Origin of the sequence: Tahibacter aquaticus (genome assembly GCF_004363655.1) — a bacterium.
Classification (GTDB): Bacteria; Pseudomonadota; Gammaproteobacteria; order Xanthomonadales; family Rhodanobacteraceae; genus Tahibacter; species Tahibacter aquaticus.
The window spans coordinates 42,037-65,375 of the sequence record NZ_SNZH01000006.1 but is presented as its reverse complement, the minus strand read 5'-3'; the positions used below and the strand labels follow the sequence as shown (position 1 = coordinate 65,375).

Genomic DNA, 23,339 nt, shown 5'->3' with positions numbered 1-23,339 from the left:
CATCAACGGCTTCCGGTGCTCGCCGCGGCACTGCGCATGTCCTCGGGCGGCGATTTGCCGAGGGCAGGGTCATTCCAGAGGTCGTACAGGTACTGCCCGCGATTGACGTTCTGCGGACCGACGTCGAACGGCCGTTCCGGCGATGCACTGCACAGGGTGTTCTCGGCGGGAATGCTGCCTAGCGCGGCTTCGCGCTGCAGGAACTCGATGTAGTCGCGGCTGGCGATCTGGTGTTTCAGTGTGGCCTTGACCGTGATCGGCAGTGCGGTTCCCGGTGGCACCGCGATCGCGTAGGTGGCCAGGTCGTAATTGACCAGGCGGTCCGAACCGGGCGCCGTCGGCGGATACACCCGCCCTACCGGGCGCAGGGTTGGATCGCTGCCGCCACGGAAACCCAGCGGCGGGATGCGCGTGTCCTTGGCGATGCAGTTGTTGAGTACCAGGTGGAACTGCTTGCGTCCCAGCGCGTCGGCCACCTTGCAGGTGCTGCTGGCACTGTCCCAGATGCCCTGCTGTATGTCGTAGATGCGCGCCTGGCTGTCTTCGCTCAGCACGGCCGTTGCCGTGTCGTAGGCGGCGCTTTCGAACACGACCTGGTTGGCCGCATCGCGCGCCACCACGTTGAGCCACATGCGCCGGCCTTCGCCATAGCCGGTAGGCAGCTTGTGGCCGCTCAGGTTGGTCACTTTCACCTTGGCCACCAAGGTGCTCTGGCCGGCGACGAACGGATCCAGCGTCACGGCCACATCGGCGCTGCGGTCGGTCAGCATTTCCCGCGCCCAGGCGATGGTGCGGTCGAACGCGCTTTCGCGATCGAGCTGGCCGGGGCCGCCGTACTTGGCCTTGATCAGGCGCGGCACCCAGGTATTCGCGCCGACGAATTCGTGCACCGGCAGATTGCCCTGGCGCGAACCGGCCGGGTTGTTGACGCAGGCGCGCGCATCGGGCGAGGTGGAACTGCGCATATGGCAATCCTGGCAGTTTTCACCGCGAGCCAGTGCTGGCTGAGTGGTCAGTGCATCACCGAGGCGGTCGCGGAAGATCGCGTCGGCGAAATCACTGCGCAGCCATTCGCTGTAGGTGCGTTCCAGCGGGAAGATCTGCCCGGTATCGGTCCCGTCGTTGAGAATCAGCGTATTGACCGGACCCGCCGGCGTTTCCGGCGCATCGCCATTGTGGCAGCTGCCGCAGATCTCGGCGGAAGCGTGGAAAGACGACTGCACCCAGCCGTGCGGCGGCTCCAGCGGGTCGTTGCCGGAGTTGTAGCGATATGGCCCGCGCCGGCAGGGCCCGCCGTACGTGCTGCCGTCCGGGTTGGTGCATTGAGTCTGGTCGTCCAGCCACAGGCGCGAGCTGCCGATGGCCGCGCTCTGCCCGGCCGGCCCCTTCGGCATCATGCGGTGGCAGTACTGGCAATTGATGCCGGCGTAGTCGTTGCCTTTGTAGTCCGGCTGGTCGTAGTTGCCCTGCAGCATGCAGCCGTTTTCGCCGTTGACTGTCTGGCCCGGCGTGGCGGTCTTGGAGACGCGGCCTTCGAACCAGGCCATCGGCGCGTGGCAGCGCAGGCAGAAGTCGCCGACGCCGGGAATGTCGCGATTGGCCACGTCCAGCGCGGCCCAGAACAGCGGGTCGCGGCCGGCATTGGCCTTCATCGATCCGGACCAGGCGTTGTAGGGCAGCAGCGCCTCGTCCTGCGGTGAGGAACCGCGATGACAGCCTTCGCAGGCATCGGCCGGCTCGATGCTCCAGAGCAGGCCGGGCTGGGTGCCATGCGGCGTGTAATCCACGGCCGGCGCCGGTTGCGCAAAAGCAGACAGCACGACGACCCAGGCCAGCAACACAACCGCTCGAAAATACGTCACCACACGCACACCCCCACTGATCCGGTGCGGTTCCCTACCGAACAAAAAAGCGCGTCCTGCACTTTGTGTTTGCACTCACCCGCGCCGCAGCCGTCTCGCGACGCCGCGTCAGTTTCCTGCCATCAACGTCGCCGTCGCCGCTGTCTCGGGCGGGGACTTGCCATAGGCCGGGTTGGCCCACAGCGAGTACATGAACTCGCCCCGCGACTGGTTCTGCGGGCCTACGTTGAAGGGCCGGCCGGGCGCGCCGCTGCACAGCACGTTCTCCGCCGGCACAGCCGGTGCCGCCTGGGCCTGGTTGCGCAGGAATTCGATGTATTCCTTGCTGGAAATCTGGTGCTGCAGGTTCGCCTCGATACGCACCGGCAAGGCCGTGCCGGCCGGCAGCACGAACGTGTACGCGGTGTCGTCGTAGTTGACCAGCTCGCCCGACCCCGGTGCGGTTTCCGCATAGCTGTAGCCGACCGGGCGCACTTCGTCGCCGTTGGCATCGCCGGCCGCGGCAGGGCGGAAACCCAGCGGCGGAATGCGGTTGTCCTTGGCGACGCAATTGTTCAGCACAAAATGGAACTTCTTCACGCCGCCGGATTCGGTACGGCAGACGCCCGGCGGCGTCGCGTCCCAGATGCCCTGCAGCGCCTCGTAGATCTTGATCTGGCTGTCTTCGCCCAGCACGCCGCTGGCCGCATCGAAAGCGCCGCTCTCGGCCACCAGCACATTGGAAGGAGTGAACACTTTCACATTGAGCCACATGCGGCGGCCCTCGGCGTAGCCGGTCGGCAGCTTGTGGCCGCTCAGATTGGTCGTGCGCACGCGTACACCGATCTGGCCGGGGCTGGACGGACCCGGCGGCGTGAACGCAGTCAGCGTGGTGGTCACCTTGGCGCTGGACTGCAGCAGGGCGCGGGCCCAGGCAATGGTGCGGTCGAAATCGCCGCTGCGATTCAGGCCGCCGCTGCCGCCGTAAAGCGACTTGATCATCGCCGGCACCCAGGTATTCGCACCGACAAAGGTATGCACCGGCATGTTGCCCGTGCGCGACCCTTCCGGGTTGAGATTGCAGGCCTGGGCCAGCGGATCGTCGGTGTTCGGCATATGGCAGCCCTGGCACTGCTGCGCCTTGGTCAGCACCGGCGTGCCGGATGGAGCCTGTATGCCGTCGCGGAAGATCAGGTCGGCGAACAGGCTGCGCTTCCATTCGGTATACGTGCGCTCGATCGGGAACGGCCGCGTCGTCGCCGTGCCGTTTTCCAGCACCAGGGTCTTGAGCGGGCCGGCATCGGTATCGGGCGTGGACACGTCATGGCAGGTGCCGCACAGATCGGAACTCGCGTGCAGCGGCGACTGCTGCCAGCCGTGCGGGGGCTCCAGCTTGTAGTTCACATAGGCATACGGGCCGCGCCGGCAGGGACCGCCGTACTGGTCGCCGCTGGGCGTGATGCAGGTGCCGGCATCGTCGATCCAGGTATTGCCGTTGCCGATGGCGAAGGGCTGTGCCTGCGGCCCCTGCGGTCCATGCGGCATCATGCGGTGGCAGTAATGGCAGCCGACGCCGCCGTAGTCCATCTGGTAGCCGTCGCTGTCGTTGTAGTCGCCATTGAGCTGGCAGCCGCTGGCGCCATTGGCCGGCTGACTGCTGCCGTCGCCTTTCTTGGCCACGCGGCCAGCCAGCCAGCCCGACGGCGTATGACACCGCAGGCAATAGTCGCCAGCGCCGGGGAAATCCTTGTTCGCCACATCGAGCGCAGCCCAGAACAGGGGATCGCGCGTGGCATTGGCCATCATCGAGCCGGCCCAGCTGCTGAACGGCATCAGGCTGTTGTGCGGCGCGGAAGTGCCGCGATGGCAGCCCTGGCAATTGGAACTCTCTTCCAGCGGCGTCTGCAGCAGCGGCTGGGTACCGTGCGGGGTGAAGTCCAGTGCGCGGGCCGACGGCGAACCGCCTAGCGCCGCTATCGTCCACATGCCCAGCAGGCCTAAGGCTCTGAACGCCTGCCCGATACGCCACCACCCCATCCGAACGCCCCCTAGAAAGGCCTTGAACCCGTGACCAGTGATTGGCCTTCGTGCCCGGTCGATTGCTCCCACAATCCCGCCGAACCTGCGCGCTGCCAAAGTCTGGCCAGCGCCGCGAAGCAGACGCGCGACCGGATCGAAAACGTTTTCCGCCGTGTCCGGCACTTGCCTCGCTACTGCGGAACGACAAGCAAGAATGCCGCCATACGAATATGAACGGTAGCATAGCTTACGCCGTGGAAGCATAAGGAACTGGACAGATACGGGTGTTGCAGTGCAACAGCGCAAGGTTCCGCAGCACTTGTCCCGCGGGACATACGCAGGCTATGTCAGAAAGCGACACCAGCGGCCGCTTCAGAGACTCCACTGCCGGTCGGCGAACGCCAGAGAGCGTAGGGCGGACCAACGCCCTGTCATGCTGCTGCGCTAGGCGGCAGGCTTCGCAGGGTGCGATGAGCGCAGCGAAGTGCACCGTCGCGGTCGGCAGGCAATTGGCTATGGCCGAGGCTTGCGGTGCAATTCGCATTCGCTCATCGCGCCCTACGTGACGGGGCCGCCGAAGACGACGCAGAACCGCCTGCAACGGCATTTCTCCAAGGCGGAAAAATAGAAAAGCACCGGGGCTGGCGTGCCCCACCTTGAATGCACCGCCCAAGCCATTCGCCCAACGCCGCTATTCGCCCTCATCGCGGCAGCCGCACTGACGCCACTTCGCAGCATTGTTAGCCCTACGAAGCATTTCGCACTAAACACGGCGAAAAGCCGGCGGCCTAACCGATAGCTAACGCCGGCTAGCGAGCGTACGCCTACATTTGGCTTGCGCAAGGCCAATCCACGCCGCGCAAACACGGTGCCAGGGATCGGCATGACAGACAGGAAGTCTCACGGCGCAGGGACGCGCCATTTTATCTTATGCATACAATGCTGCATCGTTTACACAATGGCATTGCGGCAACCCACCAGACCTTTGCCCCGGGCACATGCGTAGCACGCACCCGCAACCAGTCTCGTCAAGGCAGCCTGCGCCGCGGTGGTACCACGGCGCGCAGCGGCGCAAACGTCTTGGCATTCCAGATCTGTTCGCCCAGCGCGAGCTGGGCGACGCTGTCCATCGGCGCCAGGTCGCTGACGAAGCTGAAGCGGAAAGTACGGCCCCAATCCAGCGCCGCCGCACTGCCCCGCGACCAGTCGATGCGTTCGGCATTGCGCAGCGCGGGCCAGGTCACGCCGCTGTCGGCGACGGCAGCAAAATCCTGCTGTTCCAGCACGGCCGTCGCATCAGCCCAGACGCCGAAACGTTCCAATCCGCGATTTTCCACAATGCGCAGATTGGGCTCGGCGCCCTGGGTCACGGCCTGGCTCAGGTCGAAGTTGAACAACTGGTACTGGTAGCGATAGCGGCCGTCGGCCAGCGCATCGACGCGTGTGCCCAGCAAGGCCCTGCCCTGCCCTGTCTGCACCAGGCTGCTGCGCGTCCAGCTGCCCGCCGGGGCCAGTTCCAGCCAGCGCTGCAGCATGCTGGCGTTGCGGAAATCGCCGGCGTCGAAACGCCAGATCCAGGCATTCGGATCGCTCCCCTGGCCACGCTGCTTGCGCGGCACGATTTCCATCAGGCCGATATTGTTCCAGGGCTCGGCATCGTCGCGCACCACGTACCAGTATTCGACGAACCAGCGCGCGCCCGGGTGCAGCGCCGGCAGCAGTTCGCGCTCGCGCACGCCCAGGCGCTTGGCCGGGGTATACGCGTCGTCGGGCAGCAGGCCGTTGTCGGCGTCGATCACGCCGTTGCAGTCCTTGTCGTAGAGCGAACCGCAACGGCCCCAGCGCGCGCTGTAGGGAATGATTTCGTGGCGCGGCGCCAGGCCGCTGGAAAAATCGTTGCTGAAGCCGCCGTAGGTGTCTTCGCAGCCGGGATAGAGAATCTCGCCGCCGTCGCAGCCGCAGGCGGCGTTGATAGTGTGGAAGGCGTGCTTGGCCGCGGACACGCCGATCTGGCTAAGCCTGCCGTCGGCGTCAAGGCGATACAGGTTCCAGACCAGGTAAGGATGCTGGTCGTTGGCATAGGGCGGCGCCGGCGGGGAAAATTTCGGATGCCAGGCCACAGAAGCCGTGCCTTCGTTGCGCAGGCTGGCATCCGGTGCCAGTACGACGATGCCGTCGCTGCTGTCGGCCGTGCAGCTGCGCGTATGCCCGCCCTGGCCGTCGTCGCGTCCACAACGGTACGAGTTCACACCGTCGGGTTCGCGCTCTTCCCAGTTCAGCGCCAGGCGCAGCATGCGCACGTCGGCCTTGGCCACGACGCTGGGCCATTCGGCGCTGCACACGGCCATCTGTTTCGACGGCTGCGCCTCGACGACTGCACCGGCCACGCCTTCGCTCTGCGCGCCGCCGACCAGGCGGCCGCTCCATTCCGCATGGCCCAGCCAGCGCGCCAGTGCCGGCGCGATGCGCAGGTCCATATGCCGCAAGGCCAGCGCGCCGTCGGCAGCCACATAGGCATGGGCATGATCGAGGGTGAACCAAGCTACGCCGCGCGCATCGGTCAACTCCAGGCCGATCGGTGCATCGCCGCGCTGGCGCAGGCGGAAGCCGCGCAAGTCCAGCGAGCCGCGTCCGGCCAGGTGCAATTGCGGCCCGCCGCGATGGGCGACGGCACCGCGTTCCAGCGCCACGAAACGGCCCGCTTCGCGCCGCCAGCGCAGTTGCTCGCCGGCGCCGATGGCGAAACGCAGTTCGCGATAGTCCGCCACCGCCTCGCCCGCCGCGCAGCCGCCGCATTCGCCGGCCAATTGCAGTCCCAGCGGCGCCAGCGCGCCGAGGTTGAACCAGAGCGTGGTCGTACCCGCGTTCTGCGGCGAGTCGGCACCGCCGCGCACAGCCAGCGATGGGTTCGCCGGCACCGGCTGGGCCAGGGCAATGCCTGCGCCCAGGCCCAGCAGCAGGCCGGCCCAGGCAAGCCAGCGGGCGCGATAGCTACGCATGCAGCAGCATCCGTTCGGCAATCGCCAGGTACAGCGCCGGCAAGCGTTCCAGATCGGCCACGGCGACGTGCTCGTCGAGCTTGTGGATGCTGGCATTGACCGGCCCCACCTCGACCACGTCAGCACCCAGCGGCGCGATGAAGCGCCCATCGGATGTGCCGCCGCCCGTGCTGCATTCGGTTGAAATGCCGCAGACACTTTCAATGGCCGCCACCGTGCCGGCGCGCAGCGGCCCGGCGCGGGTCAGGAACGGTTCGCCCGACAGATCCCAGCGCAGATCGAATTGCAGGCCGTGCCGCCGCACTATCGCCTCGCTGCGTTCGCGCAGGCTGTCGGCGCTGCTTTCGGTACAGAAGCGGAAATTGAACACGGCGTCGAGCTGGCCCGGAATCACATTGCTGGCGCCGGTGCCTGCGGCAATGTTGGATACCTGGAAGGTGGTCGGCGGGAAATCCGCATTGCCCGCATCCCAGCGCGTCGCCGCCAATTCGGCCAGGGCTGGGGCAAACGCGTGGATAGGATTGAGCGCCTTGTCCGGATAGGCGACATGGCCTTGCACGCCATGCACCTGCAGATAGCCCGACAGCGAGCCGCGCCGGCCGACGCGGATGACATCGCCCAGACGCGTGCTGGAGGAAGGCTCGCCGACCACGCACCAGTCCAGCCGTTCGCCGCGGGCGCGGAAGGTTTCCGCCACGCGACGCACGCCGTCCCTGGCCGCACCTTCCTCGTCGCTGGTCAGCAGCAGGGCAAGCTTGCCCGGATGCTGCGGATGCGCCGCGACGAACTGCTCCAGCGCCAGCACAAAGGCCGCGACCGAGCCTTTCATGTCGGCCGCGCCGCGGCCGTAGAGCAGGCCGTCGCGCAGGCTGGGCTCGAACGGCGGGCTGGCCCAGGACTGCGCCGGGCCGCTCGGCACGACGTCGGTATGGCCGAGAAAGGCCAGCACCGGACCGTCGCCGCCGTGCACAGCCCAGAGGTTGTCGACCTCGCCGTAGTGCAGGTGCTCGATACGAAAACCACACTGGGCCAGCCGCGCGGCGATCAATGCCTGGCAGCCGGCATCGTCCGGCGTGACCGAGGCGCGGCGAATCAGCTCGCAGGTGAGTTGCAGTACGGGCGACAGCGTGGGCGGCATGGCGTCAACCGGAAAAACGCTGGGAAAACTGCTTGTCATTGAAACCGACGCTGACTGTGCCGTCGTCGGTGACCAGTACCGGCCGGCGCACCAGGGCCGGGTATTCCTTGATCAGCAAAGTCCATTCCGGCGCGCTCTCCGGCGTCTTGCGCGTCTCGGGCAGGCTGCGCCAGGTAGTCGATGAACGGTTGACCAGTTTCTCCCAGCCGCCGACGGCGGCGGCCCAGGCCTTCAGCGTATCGGCCGGCACCCGCTGTTCGCGGTAGTCGACGAAATCATGCGTCACGGCGTGGCGCTGCAGCCAGTTGCGCGCCTTCTTGCAGGTGTCGCACTTTTCCAATCCATACACTTTTGCACTCATCTCAGTCACCTCGCAGCAGTTCGTTGACCGAGGTCTTGGAACGCGTCTTTTCGTCGACCTGCTTGACGATGACGGCGCAGTACAGGCTATGGCTGCCATCGACCGCTGGCAACGAACCGGATACGACGACGCTGCCCGCCGGCACGCGTCCGTAGCCGATCTCGCCGGTCGCGCGATTGAAGATGCGCGTGGACTGGCCGATGAACACACCCATGCCGATCACGCTGCCGCGCTCCACCACCACGCCCTCGACCACTTCCGAACGCGCGCCGATGAAGCAGCCGTCTTCGATGATGGTCGGTCCGGCCTGCAGTGGTTCCAGCACGCCGCCGATGCCGGCGCCGCCGGACAGGTGTACGCCTGCACCGATCTGCGCGCAGGAGCCGACCGTAGCCCAGGTATCGACCATGGTGCCCGCACCGACGAAGGCGCCGATGTTCACAAAGCTCGGCATCAGTACCACATCGCGGCCGATGTGTGCGCCGCGGCGCACGATGGCGCCGGGCACGGCGCGGGCGCCGAGTTCGCGGAAACCTGCTTCGTCGAAGTCCTGGAAGCGCAGGTCGACCTTGTCGTAGTACGGCGCTGGCTCGCCCGGCATGACCCGGTTCGGGTTGAGCCGGAACGACAGCAGCACGGCTTTTTTCAGCCACTGGTTGACCTGCCAGCCGCCGTTGCCATCGGGTTCGGCGACGCGGCGTTCGCCGCTTTCCAGCAGGCCCAGGGCCTGCTCCACAGCGGCGCGCAGGTTGGCGTCGACGCTGGCCGGACTCAGGTCGGCACGGCCTTCCCAGGCGGCGTCGATCAGGTGTTCAAGTGCTTGCATGACTCTCCTTGGTGGTATTTGCCGCACTGGAATCCAGCCGTGCGAGCAGGGCCTGCAACAAGGCCTGCTCCGCTGCGCTGGTCAGGGGGCGGTCGTTCTGGTCGGTAATCTGGAAAAAATCTTCGGCGCGCTCGCCGAAGGTGGCGATGCGCGCGTCGTGGATGCGCACCTGGCGTTCGCGCAGAACCAGAGCCACCAGCGCCAGCAGGCCGGGCCGGTCGGAACAGACCAGCGACAGCTGGGTGCGCCGCGTCGCCGCGTCGGCACGGAAGGCGATGCGCGGCACCATGTGGAAATGTCGCAAAGGCCGCGCCAACGGACGCTTTGCCAGCTGCGGCCGGTACGGCTGCTGCTGCAGGCTGCGCATCAGTTCGCGGCGCACCCGCTCCACCCGTTCCGCGTCGTCGAGGGCGCGGCCCTGGGTATCCAGTACGAGTAAGGTGTCCAGGCTCATGCCTGAGGCCGTGGTCAGCACACGCGCCTCCTGCACCGACAGGTTGAGCCGGTCCAGGCAGGCCGCGACGGTGGCGAACAGGCCGTCACGATCAGCGGCGTAGACGAAGATCTCGCTGCCGCCACGCACACCGTCGGACTGGATCGCCAGCAGCGGCAGGTCGGCGCTGTCCGCATCGAGGATCAGCCGCGTCTGCCAGGCGATCTGTTCCGGGTGATAGCGCAGGAAGGCCTGCTCGGGAAAACCTGCCCACAGGTCCAGCACGCGGCCATCGCCGACGCCGTCGGCACGCAGTATCTCCAGCGCCTGGGCCTGGCATTCGGCCACCTGCGCCGCGGTCTGCGGCGGCCGCTCAAGCCCGGCGCGCAGCACATAGCGGGCGGCCACGTAGAGATCGGCCAATAATCTATCTTTCCACGAATTCCACAATTTAGGACTGGTGCCGGCGATGTCGGCACAGGTCAGCAGATAGAGCAGGTCCAACCGGTCCCACTCGCCCACTTGCACGGCGAAGCGGTGCACGATGTCCGGATCGGTGATGTCCTGGCGCTGCGCGGTCACGCTCATGAGCAGATGCCAGCGCACCAGCCAGGCGACCAGTTCCGCATCCGCCGCGGGCAGGCCCAGGCGATAGCAGAATGCGCGCGCCTCCACCTCGCCCAGCTCCGAATGATCGCCACCGCGGCCCTTGGCGATGTCGTGGAACAGCGCTGCCAGCAGTAGCAGCTCGGGCCGGCTCACGCGCTGGTAGACCTCATGGCCCAGGGCGAATTCGCGGCTGCTGTCGACCTGGGCGAAGCGCGCCACGATGCGCAGTACGCGCAAGGTGTGCTCGTCCACGGTATACACGTGGAAAAGGTCGTACTGCATGCGGCCGACCACCTTGCCGAACGCCGGCAGGTACTGGGCCAGCAGGCCGTGCCGGCTCATGCGCGCCAGCGCCGGCACCGCCGCCGCGCCCAGGCGCAGCAGACGCAGGAAGGCAGCCTGCACGGCCGCATCGTCGCGCAGGCTGTCGGCATGGATTTCCACCGCCGCCTGCAGCCGCGTCAGCGCCTGGGCGCGCAGTCCCTTCAGCGTGGGGTTTTCCGCCAGCGCGATGAAGATTTCGATCAGTGCCGCCGGGCGCTGCACGAACAGATCCGCATCGCGCAGGTCGAGGCGCTCGCCGATGGCGAGGAAATGCTCGCCTACCGGTTCAGCCGCGAACAGCACAGGTTCTGCCAGGGCTTCCTCGCAGCGCTGCAGGAAGGCCGCATTGGCGCGTTCCAGCACGATGGCGGCACGGAAGTAGTCCTGCATGAACTGTTCGACGCCGAGGTTCTGCGCGTGTTCGTCTTCGTAGCCCAGGCGCCGCGCCAGCTCGCGCTGGTAGTCGAACAGCAGGCGCTCTTCCGGCCGTCGCGCCAGCAGGTGCAAGGCGAAACGGGTACGCCACAACACCGCCCGGGCCGCATCGACGGCGGCCACTTCGGCCGTGCCCAGCAACCCCTGCGCGGCCAGTTCGCGCCAGTCGCGCAGGCCGAAAAGGCGCCGCGCCAGCCAGCCGATCACGTGCAGGCTGCGCAGGCCGCCGGGGCCATCCTTGAGATTGGGTTCGAGGTTGTAGGCGGTATCGTTGTAGCGCGCATGGCGCTGTTCCTGCTCGGCGCGCTTGGCCGCCAAGTACGGCAGCCGCGGCCATAGCGTCGCGTCGGCCAGCAATGCATCCCAGGCCGGATCGAAGCGCTCGCTGCCGGCGATGCGGCGGCCGTCGAGCAGGCTGGTATAGACCGAGGCGTCCTCGGCGGCCAGATCGCGGCATTGCTGCAGCGTGCGCACCGCATGGCCAGGCTTGAGGCCGAAATCCCACAGGCAGGTGAACAGGGTTTCCAGCGAACGGGTCAGCGAGCCCTGTGGCGTGCTGTCGACCAGTACCAGCAGGTCGATGTCCGACTGCGGAAACTGCTCGCCGCGGCCGAAGCCGCCGACCGCATACAGCGCCGCGCCGCTGGCTTCGCCGACGATGGCGGTCCAGATATGCCGCAGCAGGTTCTGCAGGGTGCCTGCGCGCAGGCGCACCAGCTCGTCAGCGGCAACGCCGTCGCGGAAGGCCTCGGCAAACCAGCGGTCCACGTCGCCCAGCCATTGGCGCAGGGCCAGCCGCGCTTCGGCGGAAATACCCGAACGCGGCACCGCCGCAGGCAGACGCGGCAAGGGTGCACGGGCCGGGATTGCGCTCATGAAGCCTCACTGGCAGGGCGGGATCGAAATCCACAGTACCGGCTGCATTGCTCGCCTCGCAAGCGCATGACGCGCAGCGATGGCCTGCAGCCGCTTTCCGCCCGGTCCTCAACGGCGCCGGGCGGCAGTGCAACGACGATCAGGCAGCCGTAGGCCAGGGGGTCAGGATCTCGACGCCGTCGTCGGTGACGGTGACGGTGTGTTCCCACTGCGCCGACAGCGAGTGATCGCGCGTGACTACGGTCCAGCCGTCGGGCATCAGGCGGGTGGCGGCCTTGCCGGCGTTGATCATCGGCTCGACCGTGAAGCACATGCCCTTTTCCAGGCGCAGTCCGGCACCGGGCTTGCCGTAGTGCAGCACCTGCGGTTCTTCGTGGTAGACCCGGCCGATGCCGTGGCCGCAGTACTCGCGCACCACCGAGAAACCGGCCGCTTCGGCGTGCTTCTGGATGGCATGGCCGATATCGCCCAGGTGGGCGCCGGGCCTGACCTGCTGGATGCCCAGCATCATCGATTCGAAGGCGATGGTGCACAGGCGCTGGGCACGCACTTCGGGCTTGCCGACGAAGTACATGCGGCTGGTATCGCCATGGAAGCCGTCGCGGATCACGGTCACGTCGATATTCACGATATCGCCGTCCTTGAGGATCTTGCGCGGATCGGGAATGCCGTGGCAGATGACGTGGTTGACCGAGGTGCAGATGGTCTTGGGAAAGCCCTTGTAGCCGAGGTTGGCCGGAATCGACTGCTGCACCTTGACGATATGGTCGTGGCAGATGCTGTCCAGCTCTTCGGTCGAGACGCCCGGTTTGACGTACTGCCCAATCATTTCCAGCACTTCGGCGGCGAGTGCGCCGGCGATGCGCATCTTGGCAATGTCTTCCGGAGTCTTGATCGTTACGGCCATGGCTTCCTCGAGTGGGGCTGTCCCTGCGGGCGGGAAAGGGGCGGATCATAGCAGGCCGTCCGCCGGGCGGGCTGCGCGGCAGATGGGGGCAGGTTCGCCAGGGGCAAGCGGCACCTGCCGCGCCGTGCAACGGCGCTGGCGCTACTGGAAGCTGTCGGCGAACAGCGCGTCGGTCCAGATCCGCATCTGCCACAGCTCGAAGCCGTGACGGCGGTCACTGGCCCCGAAATACACGGTGCCGCCCACCTGTCCCAGCACCATCGGCCACGACGACGCATCATACGGAGCGATATCGGGCACGGTGGCAACCGCAGTGCCGGCCGGATCGGTGGCACACAGTTCCGTGCCCGAGGCCGCGCTGCTGCACCTGAACACGACGACCTGGTTCTGCAACGCAGCGAGGAAACCTGCCGCTGGCACATGGGTCGCCGGCATCGGCAGGCCATGCGTGCCGGCCACGCTGCCGTCGCTGACCAGGTGCGGCGTGGCGCAGGTATGACAGGCCGGATTGAGATGGGCATAGCCGTCCACCACCACGAGTTCGGGCCAGTAGAAATTGGTCTCCGACCACAGCATCTGGGTGCCACTGTCGCTGCCGTCGCTGCTCCAGAGCTGCACCGGGGTGTTGCCCGGTCCGGTCAGCGCGAACAGCATGCGGTTGCCGAGGTTCACGGCGGCGGCGGTCACGCCCACCGGCAGCGGCCGCACATAGCCGGTGCCGGCGACCGTGCCGTCGGTGAAGTTCAGCCCACACTCGGTATTGCTGCTTGAGGTACAACTGGCAAAGTACAGTTTTCCATTGAACACCGTCGAAGCATAACGGCTGTCCTCCTCCACCTTGCGGTGCGTGTTCAGGCGGAACGTGCCCGGTGCGGTCGCATCGCTGCGCCACAGCTCGTTGGTCGGCGTGGCGAAGATGGCGACGTTGCCGATCGAACCGATCGGCACGTTATTCGGCGCGGCAGGGCCGTTGTTCAGCACGGTCATGGCGGTGTCCGACTCGCGCATCACGCAGAAGGCGCCGCCGACGCCGCAGCTGAATACCACCGTCTCGCCATTACCGATCGGCTGCATGTAGGCCGAGACGTTGCCGCTGCGCAGCAGGGTTACCGCGCTGAAATCGCTGTTGACGCGGAACACCTCGATCGGATCGGCAAAATTGCCCGAGGTCTGGAACAGCAGATCGTCGCCCAGCGCCTGCGGCCCAGAGGCGAGGCGGTTGTTGTAGAGGCTGCGCGGCAGTGGCTGGGTGCCGGCGTCCGTGCCGTCCGTGCGCCATAGCCCGCCGACGGCACTCAGAGGCCCGCCCGGCGGCTCATTTGCGACGAAGTAGAGTCGGTTTCCCAGCGCCTGGGAATTGCGGCGCAGTCGCAACGCCGACAGTCCATCGGGGTTGTCCGGCCAGACGTCGTGCAGGCGTCGCGTGCCGGAGGCAGTACCGTCGCTGATCCAGACTTCCGTGCCATAGCCGTCTTCGCCCTGGCCAATAAGTACATTGCCGAGAGCGGCAGACATTTTGGGAAGGAACGGGCCGATCGGCGTGGTCGCACCATTGCTGACGTCGACCGCGTTCCACGCGTTGCCCAAGTCCACGAACACCTTCTGCCCCAGCACGTGAAAACTGCCCCCGATCGGGGTCGACAGCACCGGCTGCGTGCCCCCAGCGGTGCCGTCGGTGCGGAAGAGCAGCAGTCCGCCGCTGATCGCCTCCCGGGCCATGAAGACCAGATAGTTGCCGACTCGCGCCGGCATCGGCGAATCGAATCCGTTGGTGACAGGGCTGTTGCTCACCAGTTGCGGCTGCGGCTGCGCGGCCGAGCTGCGCTGCAGGCGCACCTGGTTGCCGACACGGTCGAAGATGTACAGCTGTTGATTCAGCGTCTGCACTCCCAACGGTATGCCCGTCGCCGAACCGGCGAATTCGTGGGTTCCTGCGCTCGTGCCGTCGGAACGCCACAGCGTCCAGCCGCCGCTTTGGCGTTCCCACAGGAAATAGCAGACCGAATCGAGCTCGAGTCGGAAGCGGGCCAGCGTGTTGAAGTACTCCGGCCCCTGGCGCGCACCGGCCGCTTCGGCAATGAACGTGGCGGTCAGTCCGTCGGAGCTGGCCAGTGCAACGCCAGCAGCCGTTTCCGCCGCCAGCACCGCAGCGTTGGGCAAGCTGCAGCCTTGGCGTACCGGCGGAAACTGGGCGGGCAAGGCCACCGGGCCGGTTCCGGCCGCGCTGCCGTCGCTGGACCACAGCGGCCCCGGCGACGCGCTCGTCCAGAGCAGGCGCGAACCGACCTGGGCGACCTCGAACACGGCACCAGACAACGGCGGCGTCGGCCAGTTAATGTTGGTCAGCTGCTGCAGCGGCTCGCTCGCCGACACCGACCAGAACTGCTGCCCGCTGCTACTCCCAGCCAGCACGATCGCCTTCTGCCCTGCTGCACCGATGACGTAGGGCGAGGACATACCCGCGCCCGGGTTGATATCCGCAACCAGCTCAAGGCCTCCGGCCGTACCGTCGGTGCGATACAGCTCGATGCCGGTCGCTGGCGCGTTGGCCTGAAAATAGACGTGTGGACCGATCGTCCTGAAGTGCTGGGGACTCGAGCCCTGCCGCATCGGCTGCGGGCCAAGAATGTCCTTGACCAGAGTCCGCTGAAGATCGGGCACGGTACCTGCAGGGGCTGACGGCGCGGGCAGCAGCCCGGCGAGCAGCATGAACGCATATGACGGACGCATGGTTTCCCCTGGAGGTCTGCGGACGGCCGGCACACGCCGCCGGTCGCGGCGCGGCGGTCGATCGCCGCAGTATGCCGCAGAATCGTCACGCTCCAATGAAAGACTTGCTCGGCCAGGGTCAAGCGGCTATTCTTCCGCCGATTTTCTGCCCGGCCCCAGGCCGTTGGGCCTGAAGATCCAGGCGAGGAGCAAGTCCCGCCACACGGCAATCCTGCCGAATCCACACACGTTCCGTCACCGCTCCGGGGTGCTTCGCAAGAAGTCGGTCGCGGGGGAACGTGGAGGACAACAACCCCGGGCCGCGGTACGACACCACGAACGTTCGTGCGCGCCCTTTTCAGGAGCTTCACCATGCCCCAAGTCACCATGCGCCAGATGCTGGAAGCCGGCGTCCATTTCGGCCACCAGACGCGCTACTGGAACCCCAAGATGTCGCCGTACATCTTCGGCGCCCGCGGCAAGATCCACATCATCAACCTGGAAAAGACCGTGCCGCTGTTCGGCGACGCGATGAATTTCCTGTCCGGCCTGGCGCAGCGCCGCGGCACCATTCTGTTCGTCGGCACCAAGCGCTCGGCGCGCGAAGCGGTGAAAGAAGAAGCCGAACGCTGCGGCATGCCGCACGTCGCGGCCCGCTGGCTCGGCGGCACGCTGACCAACTTCCGCACCGTCAAGCAGTCGGTCGCCCGCCTGAAGGAACTCGAAGCCATGGCCAGCGACGGCCGTTTCGAGCGTCTGGTCAAGCGCGAAGTGCTGGGCCTGCAGCGCGAGTCGGAAAAGCTCAACATCTCCCTGGGCGGCATCAAGAACATGAACCGCCTGCCGGACGCGCTGTTCGTGATCGACATCGGCCATGAAGACATCGCGATCAAGGAAGCCAAGAAGCTCGGCATCCCGGTCGTGGCCGTGGTCGACACCAACTACGATCCGAGCCTGGTCGACTACGCCATCCCGGGCAACGACGACGCCATCCGTGCTGTGCAGCTGTATGTGCGCGCCGCTGCCGACGCCGTGCTGGAAGGCAAGGCTGCCGCACCGCAGGCCGCCGTCAGCGACAAGGACGAGTTCGTCGAACTCGATGCCGAAGGCCACGTCAAGGCCGCGACCGACGATTCCCCGCGTGGCCGCAAGCCGGCTCCGCCGCGTGGCAAGCCGGGCGCCAAGCCGGGCCAGCGCCCGGGCGGTGCACCGCGCGGCCGCAACGGCGGCGGCGGCCGTCCCGGCGGCTCGGGCGAGTAAGCAATAACGCAACAGTGCCGGGCGGAAGCACGCTCTTCCGCCCGGACCGCGTCACGAAGACGTCGTGATGCCGCAACAAGATTCCCGTTCCTGGCGCGACGTCTACGTCGCTTGCCGCAACTATCGAGGTTTACATGGAAATCACCGCCAGTCTGGTCAAGGAACTGCGCGAGCGCTCGGGCGCCGGCATGATGGAGTGCAAGAAGGCACTGACCGAGAACGCCGGCAACATCGACGCAGCGATGGAATACCTGCGCAAGTCGGGCCTGGCCAAGGCCGACAAGAAGGCCGGCCGCGTCGCCGCGGAAGGCCGCATCGTGCTGGCGCAGAGCGGCGGCAAGGCTGCCCTGGTCGAAGTCAATTCCGAAACCGACTTCGTCGGCAAGGACGACAACTTCGTCAACTTCGCCAATACCGTCGCGAAGATTGCCCTGAGCACCGGCGCAGCCGACGTGGAAGCGCTGAAAGCCGCTCCGTATGAAGGCGGCGGCACGGTCGAAGAAGCGCGCCAGGCCCTGGTCGCCAAGGTCGGCGAAAACGTGCAGGTGCGTCGCCTGGCCAAGGTCGACAGCGCCAACACCGTTGCCGGCTACGTGCACGGTGGCCGCATCGGCGTGCTGGTGGAACTCACCGGCGGCACCGAAGAGCTGGCCCGCGGCATCGCCATGCACATCGCTGCGATGAATCCTCCCTACGCGAAGGCGGCCGACGTGCCGGCCGAATTCATCGCCAAGGAAAAGGAAATCGAACTGGCCAAGATGACCGAGAAGGACAAGGCCAAGCCGGCCGAAATCCTGGAGAAGATCATCGGCGGCAAGATCGCCAAGATCGTCAACGAAGTCACCCTGACCGGCCAGCCCTATGCGCTGAACACCGACCTGAGCGTCGAAGCCGTGCTGAAGAAGGAAGGCGCAGACATCGTCGGCTTCCAGCGTCTGGCGGTCGGCGAAGGCATCGAGAAGGTGGTCGAGGACTATGCGGCGGAAGTGATGAAGCAGGCGGGTCTGGCCTGAGTCGTTAGATTGGATTGACTCGCTGTCATGGCGGGTTCGAAAAAGCCGCGGCTTGCCGCGGCTTTTTTGTTTTCTGGATTCGGCGTGAGCGGCGGGGTTTGGTTTCGACTGAGGAATCAAGGGCGCGTCGTGCGACTGCGGGAAGCTCGATCTTCTGTTTCGCTTTGAAATTAGAGGCGTATCGCGCCTGCGGAGTCTCGTTGTTCAGCTAAGCATTTGAAATACAAGACGTATCGCGCGCCTGCGGCGCGCTCGTTACTTCTCTTTGTGTGGAGGCGGTTTCAACCGGTCGATGCATCACCAGATGATGTTATCGACCGGTTGAAACCGCCGACAAAGGGAAGTAACCAACAGAAAACCGCCCTAGATGCCGCAGTTTTGGGCCATCCATGGCCCAAAACCGCGTGAGGCCGCTACAGCGGTCCGCACACAAGACATTCTTGTCCCATGCGCGGACTCGTGGCCATCCCTGGCCACGACCCTTCGGGCTTTTCGCTACGCGGCCTCACCGCGGCATATGGAACCCCGGGTAGGCGCGCTTCCTGCTCGCAGAACAACAACAGCCGAAGCCGAAGCCGAAGCCGAAGTCAAATCTGAACCCAAACCCAAAACCAAAACCGAAGCCAAATCACGAGCGACAACCGCGGCCACGATTTACGCATTGCGGCACGCCGGTTTTTGCTTTAGCCCTCTCCTCCAAACGTGGTTGGGGGAGCCGCGCAACAAAAATCTCAGCCCGGCCCTGCCCCTGCGCAAACGACAAAAAGCGCGGGCATCACTGCCCGCGCCGCCTTTATCGCTATCGATTTACTGCCCGAACCTCACGGTTCGCGCTGCGCGGATTACTCCACGCCACCTACTGCAATCTGGCCCAGCTTGAAGAACACGTCGGTGTTGTCGAACGTGCCGCTGAAGCTGGAGGCGCCGCGGCCGAAGGCCGACAGCGGAATGTCGGTGCCGGTATGCGCTGCCTGGTCGCCCGCTACCTGGCCGGTAATCAGTACGCCGTTGTCCTTGTTGCGCAGGCTGGGGCTGGACGGCGACTGTGCCGGCGGGAACGGCTGCTGCGTGTCCTTGGTCGGAAAGGCGTTAGGCAGCCAGTTTTCGTAACGATCCGCATTGGCGCCGTAGCCAATCAGCATCTTGCGATCGATGTTGGTGGTCTGCGGGTAACCGTCCGCCGCCATGGTGTAGCGCGGGAACTTGGCGGCTTCGTAGATGCCAACGACGTTCTTGCCCTGCAGCTTGTCGGCTTCCAATTGCGCCGCCGTCACGGTGGCAGCGCCGATGATGGCAGCGCCGGAACACTCATGGTCGGCGGTGACGATGACGATGGTGTCCGGATTCTTCTCGGCGAAACGCTTGGCCACGGCGATGGCGCGGTCGAATTCCATTACGTCGTGGATCCAGCGGTCGGTGTCCATCAGGTGCGCCTGCTTGTCGATGGACGCGCCTTCGATCATCGCAACGAAGCCGTTGGAATTGCGCGACAGCACCTGCAGCGCCTTGTCGGTCATTTCGTCCAGCATGGGCTGGTCGGGGAAGCCGAAGGCGTCGACCACTTCGCGATTGCCGCGGCGGCCGGCAATCTTGTCGTAGGACACATTCATGTTGGAATAGGCGAACAGGCCGAGCAGCTTGTCCGGCACGCCGCGGGCGAAGGCCTGGTTCAGCGCGGTGTTGTCCGGCGCGTAGGCGAAACCGGCACTGATGAAATCGCCGATCAGATCGCGTTCCGGGTCGAGCTTGCCGGGTGCCACGCCCCAGCCGTTGATCACGTCGCTGGGCAGCACGTAGTCGTTCCTGGCGCTGCGCTGCGAGCCGTTGCTTGGCTGCGGGCTGGTAGCGCCGCCGACGTTGGGCAGGAACCACTTGCGCCCGCCACCCAGCAGCACGGCCAGGCCGGTCTTGTTACGTTCGTCCAGGAACTGGTCGACGATGCCGGTGCCGTTGCCGCGCAGCGCGGTGTGCACGGCATTGGCCGCCGGCGTCGCGTCGAACACGTCGGCGGTGGTGACGATGCCGAGCGACTTGCCCTGCAACATGTGCAGATATTGCGAAAGATACTCGATGCGCGGATTGTCGAACGCGGCCAGCGTGTCGTCCGGGAACACGCCTTCTTCGTTGTTGTTGGCCTTGTTGCCCGATACGTAGTTGGCCATGCCCGGGGCCGAGTCGGTGACGATGGAGTTGAGCGAGGCCGTCATCACCTGGCCGCTGAACGGGAAGGTGTCCATCGCCAGCTTGTCGCGCGCCTTGCCCTGCGCATAGCCCTTGGCCATGATGCGCGCGGCAGTGCGGTGCGAAGCACCCATGCCGTCGCCGAGCAGGATGATGATGTTCTTGGCCGTCTTGCCGCCGTTGGTGATGCCGACCACTTCGAAGTTGCCGGTCGCGCTGATCGTGTTGCCGGCGCTGGTGCGCGCGACCACTTTGAACTCGTGCACACCGGCGGTGTAGTTGGAATAGGCGCGGAAGCTCAGCACGGCGCTATTCGCGTTCAGGCCGGCGACGAGCACGCAGCCGGCGGCACCGGTGGTCTTGCCGGCGGCGACGCAGGTTTCCGCCGCACCGGTTTCGCTGACCAGGCTGTTGCGGATCAGGCGCGAATCGCCGGCGCCGCCGCCCAGCGGCAGGGGACCATTGATCCACACGCCGTCGACGAGAAACTGGAAGCTGGTGACGGTTTCGCCGGCATCCGGCTGCACCGTTGCCTGCAGGTCGAAGCGCTGGCCCGGCAGGAAGCGCGCGATGACCGGATTGGACGTGCCCGAGGCGAACAGTTCGCTGGGCGGAGTCAGGCGCGAAACCGTGGCCGCCTGGGCACCGGCGGACAAGCCCAGCGCCAGGGCAGTGCCCAGGGCGAGGCGGGAGATGGACATGATGCGCATGAGCGCTCCTGGCTGTGGTTGGAAAAAATGGGATGCAGCATATGCCGCATTAGATACAAAATTATTTGTTTGCCCTGACGAGGATTTTGGTCAGGCGCGGGTCCAGCTCGACCCGCGCAGGAAACACGCGTCCGGGCAATGCCTCGGATTCGCTGCGGCCCACATGCAGGCGGCCGGTAACCTGGATCAGGCCCGGCATATGCGCCGGGCTGAGCGCCGCCTGGCCGGGCAGTTCCACCAGCACGGCCGCCGGCGGCATATCGTCGGCCAGGCCTTCGTCTGCGTCGCCCAGGGTCAACGGCAGCGGGCTCAGCACAAACGCACCGTTGCCGGACTGCTCCTGCTGCACCATGTAGCCGACCAGGCGCACGCGCTTGCCGTCGAGATCGGCCAGACGCTCGCCGGCTTCCAGCCCGCGCGGCCCTGCGGGCAGTTTGAAGATGTCGCCGAAACGCAGTTCGCTGACGTCGCGCGGCGGCGGCGGCAAGGCGCGCTCCACCGCGAACGCCTTCGGCGCGCGCGACAGCCGCGGCGAGGCGTTGCCGTGCTGATGAGCGGAGGCCGCAGCGGCGGCCAGAAGAAGGCCGGCAAGAATGAGGCGGCTGAACATTGAAGCACTCCCGAAGACGTAGCGAACGCAAAGCGAATCGCCGGGAACGGTAGTGCGGATTTGTGAAGCTGAAGTTACGCCCGGCGATAAACCATCGCGGCCTGCACACGGGAAACCGCCGCCGGCAGACACGCGCGGGCTGCGCCCATTTGCCGCAGCAACACAGTATTTTCGGCGGCTAAATGCGCCTTCCTGTATGATCGCGCGCGTTTTGAGCCTTTCGGCTCCCCGTACTCGACGACCACGGATTCGGCTGCGTTTACGCCGAAGACGCGCGGTCGCGTCAAAAACGTGAAGGAGAGCATATGCCCAGCGACATCAAGTTCAAACGCATCCTGCTCAAACTCAGTGGCGAAGCATTGATGGGCGAAGCCGACTACGGCATCGACCCGAAAGTCCTCAACCGGCTGGCCAAGGAAATCATCGAGGTCCAGCGCGCCGGCGTGCAGGTCGGCGTTGTCATCGGTGGCGGCAATATCTTCCGCGGCGAAGGCCTGGCCAAGGCCGGCATGGACCGCGTCACCGGCGACAACATGGGCATGCTGGCCACCGTGATGAACGCGCTGGCGATGCAGGATGCGGTGGAAAAACTCGGCGCCTATGCGCGCGTGATGAGTGCCATCAAGATCAACGAAGTGTGCGAAGACTTCATTCGCCGCCGCGCCATCCGCCATCTGGAAAAAGGCCGCATCGCGCTGTTCGCAGCCGGTACTGGCAATCCGTTCTTCACCACCGACTCTGCCGCCGCCCTGCGCGCGATCGAAGTCGGCGCGGAGCTGCTGCTCAAGGCGACCAAGGTCGACGGCATCTATAGCGCCGACCCGAAGAAGGAACCCGGCGCCGAGCGTTACGACCGCCTCACGTATACCGAAGTGATCCAGCGCAACCTGCAGGTCATGGACACCACAGCGATTGCCCTCTGCCGCGACAACAAGATTCCGCTGCGCATCTACGACATGGGCGTGCCCGGCAATCTCATGCGCATCTGCAAAGGCGAGGCCGTGGGAACGCTGGTCACCTGAAAAAGTGGGGTAAGCGTTGGGGGTAAGCCGCAGGCACACCCCGACATCGAGGTACATCCGCAACAAAAAGCTCATGCCGAAGGAATGCCGCCCCGTGCCGAAAAATTTCCTTCGGCACGGGGCTTTGCCGGTGCGTTACCGCGATGTCGGGGTGCGCCTTCGGCTTAGCCCGACCTACGTTCTTTTTTTTGCGCCCGCCGGGGTTTATGCAGAGATGTCGGCGTTGGAATACACGCTCTGCACATCGTCGAGATCTTCCAGCATGTGGATCATCTTGATCACTTGCTGGGCGGTTTCGCCGGAAACCGCGATGTCGTTGTCGGCGCGCAGGCCGACTTCGGCGTGCTCGGGCGCCAGGCCCGCGGCCGTCATGGCCTGCTTCACGGCCTCGAAGCTGTCGGCGCTGGTCAGCACATCGATGGATTTGTCGTCCGGATACACCACGATGTCGTCGGCGCCGGCCTCGATCGCAGCCGAGGTGATGGCGTCTTCGTCGCTGCCGGGCAGGTAGCTCAGGGTGCCAACGCGCTTGAACATGAAGGACACCGAACCATCGGTGCCAAGGTTGCCGCCGCATTTGTTGAAGGCGTGGCGCACGTCTGCCACGGTGCGCACCTTGTTGTCGGTCATGCAGTCGACGATGACGGCGACGCCGCCGGGCGCATAGCCTTCGTACCGCACTTCTTCATAACTGACGCCTTCAAGCTCGCCGGTGGCTTTCTTGATGGCGCGTTCCATCACGTCGCGCGCCATGTTCACGGCCAGGCCCTTGTCCATCGCCAGGCGCAGGCGCGGATTGGCCTTGGGATCACCGCCGCCGGCGCGGGCCGCCACGGTCAGTTCGCGAATCACTTTGGTGAAGATCTTGCCGCGGCGGGCGTCCTGGGCGTTCTTGCGCCCTTCGATAGCCATCAATCTGCCCATGGCGATCACCTGCAATGCCGGAAAAAGGGGCCGGATTGTAGCCTTGCCGCAGGGGCGAGTGGAAAGCGGCCGGCCACGAACGCCCGCGCCGGCCCGCAGGCAGCCCGTCCCGGGCGGCGCGGCGCCGCCCGGGACGCTATAC

At 65.9% G+C, this 23,339-nt stretch carries 15 protein-coding genes; 3 read left to right on the top strand and 12 right to left on the bottom strand.

All coding sequences use genetic code 11. The features are described 5' to 3' along the window. Positions 1–2 precede the first annotated feature (2 nt). The 9 genes from DFR29_RS10995 to DFR29_RS10955 form a co-directional block, all read right to left on the bottom strand. Complete coding sequence (locus DFR29_RS10995) at positions 3–1,862, bottom strand: hypothetical protein (protein WP_133818655.1); 1,860 nt, start codon at positions 1,860–1,862, stop codon at positions 3–5. 108 nt (positions 1,863–1,970) lie between these two features. Then, complete coding sequence (locus tag DFR29_RS10990; protein WP_133818654.1) at positions 1,971–3,827, bottom strand: hypothetical protein; 1,857 nt, start codon at positions 3,825–3,827, stop codon at positions 1,971–1,973. Between the two features lie 1,061 nt (positions 3,828–4,888). Continuing rightward, positions 4,889–6,859 (bottom strand): hypothetical protein, encoded by a 1,971-nt coding sequence (locus tag DFR29_RS10985; protein ID WP_133818653.1) that lies wholly within the window; start codon positions 6,857–6,859, stop codon positions 4,889–4,891. Continuing rightward, a complete protein-coding gene (gene dapE, locus DFR29_RS10980) occupies positions 6,852–7,985 on the bottom strand; it encodes a succinyl-diaminopimelate desuccinylase (protein ID WP_133818901.1) in 1,134 nt (377 codons plus the stop codon). The genes DFR29_RS10985 and dapE overlap by 8 nt, the downstream gene beginning before the upstream one ends. Before the next feature lie 16 nt (positions 7,986–8,001). Then, positions 8,002–8,358: a Spx/MgsR family RNA polymerase-binding regulatory protein gene (locus DFR29_RS10975; RefSeq protein ID WP_133818652.1), complete on the bottom strand. Its 357-nt coding sequence runs from the start codon at positions 8,356–8,358 to the stop codon at positions 8,002–8,004. 1 nt (position 8,359) lies between these two features. Beyond that, the gene (gene dapD / locus DFR29_RS10970) at positions 8,360–9,184 is read right to left on the bottom strand and encodes a 2,3,4,5-tetrahydropyridine-2,6-dicarboxylate N-succinyltransferase (RefSeq protein WP_133818651.1); all 825 of its coding nucleotides are present in this window, start codon (positions 9,182–9,184) and stop codon (positions 8,360–8,362) included. Further along, a complete protein-coding gene (glnD, locus tag DFR29_RS10965; protein WP_133818650.1) occupies positions 9,171–11,861 on the bottom strand; it encodes a [protein-PII] uridylyltransferase in 2,691 nt (896 codons plus the stop codon). The genes dapD and glnD overlap by 14 nt, the downstream gene beginning before the upstream one ends. 139 nt (positions 11,862–12,000) lie before the next feature. Then, positions 12,001–12,768, bottom strand: a complete 768-nt coding sequence (gene map, locus DFR29_RS10960; protein ID WP_133818649.1) for a type I methionyl aminopeptidase — start codon at positions 12,766–12,768, stop codon at positions 12,001–12,003. A gap of 141 nt (positions 12,769–12,909) precedes the next feature. After that, positions 12,910–15,498, bottom strand: a complete 2,589-nt coding sequence (locus DFR29_RS10955; RefSeq protein WP_133818648.1) for a hypothetical protein — start codon at positions 15,496–15,498, stop codon at positions 12,910–12,912. Between the two features lie 351 nt (positions 15,499–15,849). Between DFR29_RS10955 and rpsB the strand changes: the two genes are divergently transcribed. After that, the gene (rpsB, locus tag DFR29_RS10950) at positions 15,850–16,737 is read left to right on the top strand and encodes a 30S ribosomal protein S2 (RefSeq protein ID WP_133818647.1); all 888 of its coding nucleotides are present in this window, start codon (positions 15,850–15,852) and stop codon (positions 16,735–16,737) included. A 134-nt stretch (positions 16,738–16,871) separates the two neighbouring features. Beyond that, positions 16,872–17,750, top strand: a complete 879-nt coding sequence (tsf, locus tag DFR29_RS10945; RefSeq protein ID WP_133818646.1) for a translation elongation factor Ts — start codon at positions 16,872–16,874, stop codon at positions 17,748–17,750. Between the two features lie 842 nt (positions 17,751–18,592). Here the strand turns inward: tsf and DFR29_RS10940 are convergent. Further along, entirely contained in the window at positions 18,593–20,641 is a 2,049-nt protein-coding gene (locus tag DFR29_RS10940; protein ID WP_133818645.1) for an alkaline phosphatase, read from the bottom strand. A 61-nt stretch (positions 20,642–20,702) separates the two neighbouring features. After that, the gene (locus DFR29_RS10935; protein WP_133818644.1) at positions 20,703–21,251 is read right to left on the bottom strand and encodes a hypothetical protein; all 549 of its coding nucleotides are present in this window, start codon (positions 21,249–21,251) and stop codon (positions 20,703–20,705) included. Between the two features lie 305 nt (positions 21,252–21,556). Here DFR29_RS10935 and pyrH point away from each other — a divergent pair, with 305 nt between their 5' ends. Further along, positions 21,557–22,273 (top strand): UMP kinase, encoded by a 717-nt coding sequence (pyrH, locus tag DFR29_RS10930; protein WP_133818643.1) that lies wholly within the window; start codon positions 21,557–21,559, stop codon positions 22,271–22,273. Positions 22,274–22,477: 204 nt separating this feature from the next. On the opposite strand, the gene DFR29_RS10925 is transcribed toward pyrH, so the two are convergent. Continuing rightward, the gene (locus tag DFR29_RS10925) at positions 22,478–23,197 is read right to left on the bottom strand and encodes a YebC/PmpR family DNA-binding transcriptional regulator (protein ID WP_133818642.1); all 720 of its coding nucleotides are present in this window, start codon (positions 23,195–23,197) and stop codon (positions 22,478–22,480) included. Positions 23,198–23,339: the final 142 nt, after the last annotated feature.

Coding starts and splice junctions, on each gene's coding strand:
- glnD (WP_133818650.1), bottom strand. CDS start 11,861: ATGAGCGCAATCCCGGCCCGTGCACCCTTGCCGCGTCTGCCTGCGGCG.
- dapD (WP_133818651.1), bottom strand. CDS start 9,184: ATGCAAGCACTTGAACACCTGATCGACGCCGCCTGGGAAGGCCGTGCC.
- DFR29_RS10955 (WP_133818648.1), bottom strand. CDS start 15,498: ATGCGTCCGTCATATGCGTTCATGCTGCTCGCCGGGCTGCTGCCCGCG.
- DFR29_RS10925 (WP_133818642.1), bottom strand. CDS start 23,197: ATGGGCAGATTGATGGCTATCGAAGGGCGCAAGAACGCCCAGGACGCC.
- map (WP_133818649.1), bottom strand. CDS start 12,768: ATGGCCGTAACGATCAAGACTCCGGAAGACATTGCCAAGATGCGCATC.
- tsf (WP_133818646.1), top strand. CDS start 16,872: ATGGAAATCACCGCCAGTCTGGTCAAGGAACTGCGCGAGCGCTCGGGC.
- DFR29_RS10975 (WP_133818652.1), bottom strand. CDS start 8,358: ATGAGTGCAAAAGTGTATGGATTGGAAAAGTGCGACACCTGCAAGAAG.
- pyrH (WP_133818643.1), top strand. CDS start 21,557: ATGCCCAGCGACATCAAGTTCAAACGCATCCTGCTCAAACTCAGTGGC.
- rpsB (WP_133818647.1), top strand. CDS start 15,850: ATGCCCCAAGTCACCATGCGCCAGATGCTGGAAGCCGGCGTCCATTTC.
- DFR29_RS10940 (WP_133818645.1), bottom strand. CDS start 20,641: ATGCGCATCATGTCCATCTCCCGCCTCGCCCTGGGCACTGCCCTGGCG.
- DFR29_RS10985 (WP_133818653.1), bottom strand. CDS start 6,859: ATGCGTAGCTATCGCGCCCGCTGGCTTGCCTGGGCCGGCCTGCTGCTG.
- DFR29_RS10935 (WP_133818644.1), bottom strand. CDS start 21,251: ATGTTCAGCCGCCTCATTCTTGCCGGCCTTCTTCTGGCCGCCGCTGCG.
- DFR29_RS10990 (WP_133818654.1), bottom strand. CDS start 3,827: ATGTGGACGATAGCGGCGCTAGGCGGTTCGCCGTCGGCCCGCGCACTG.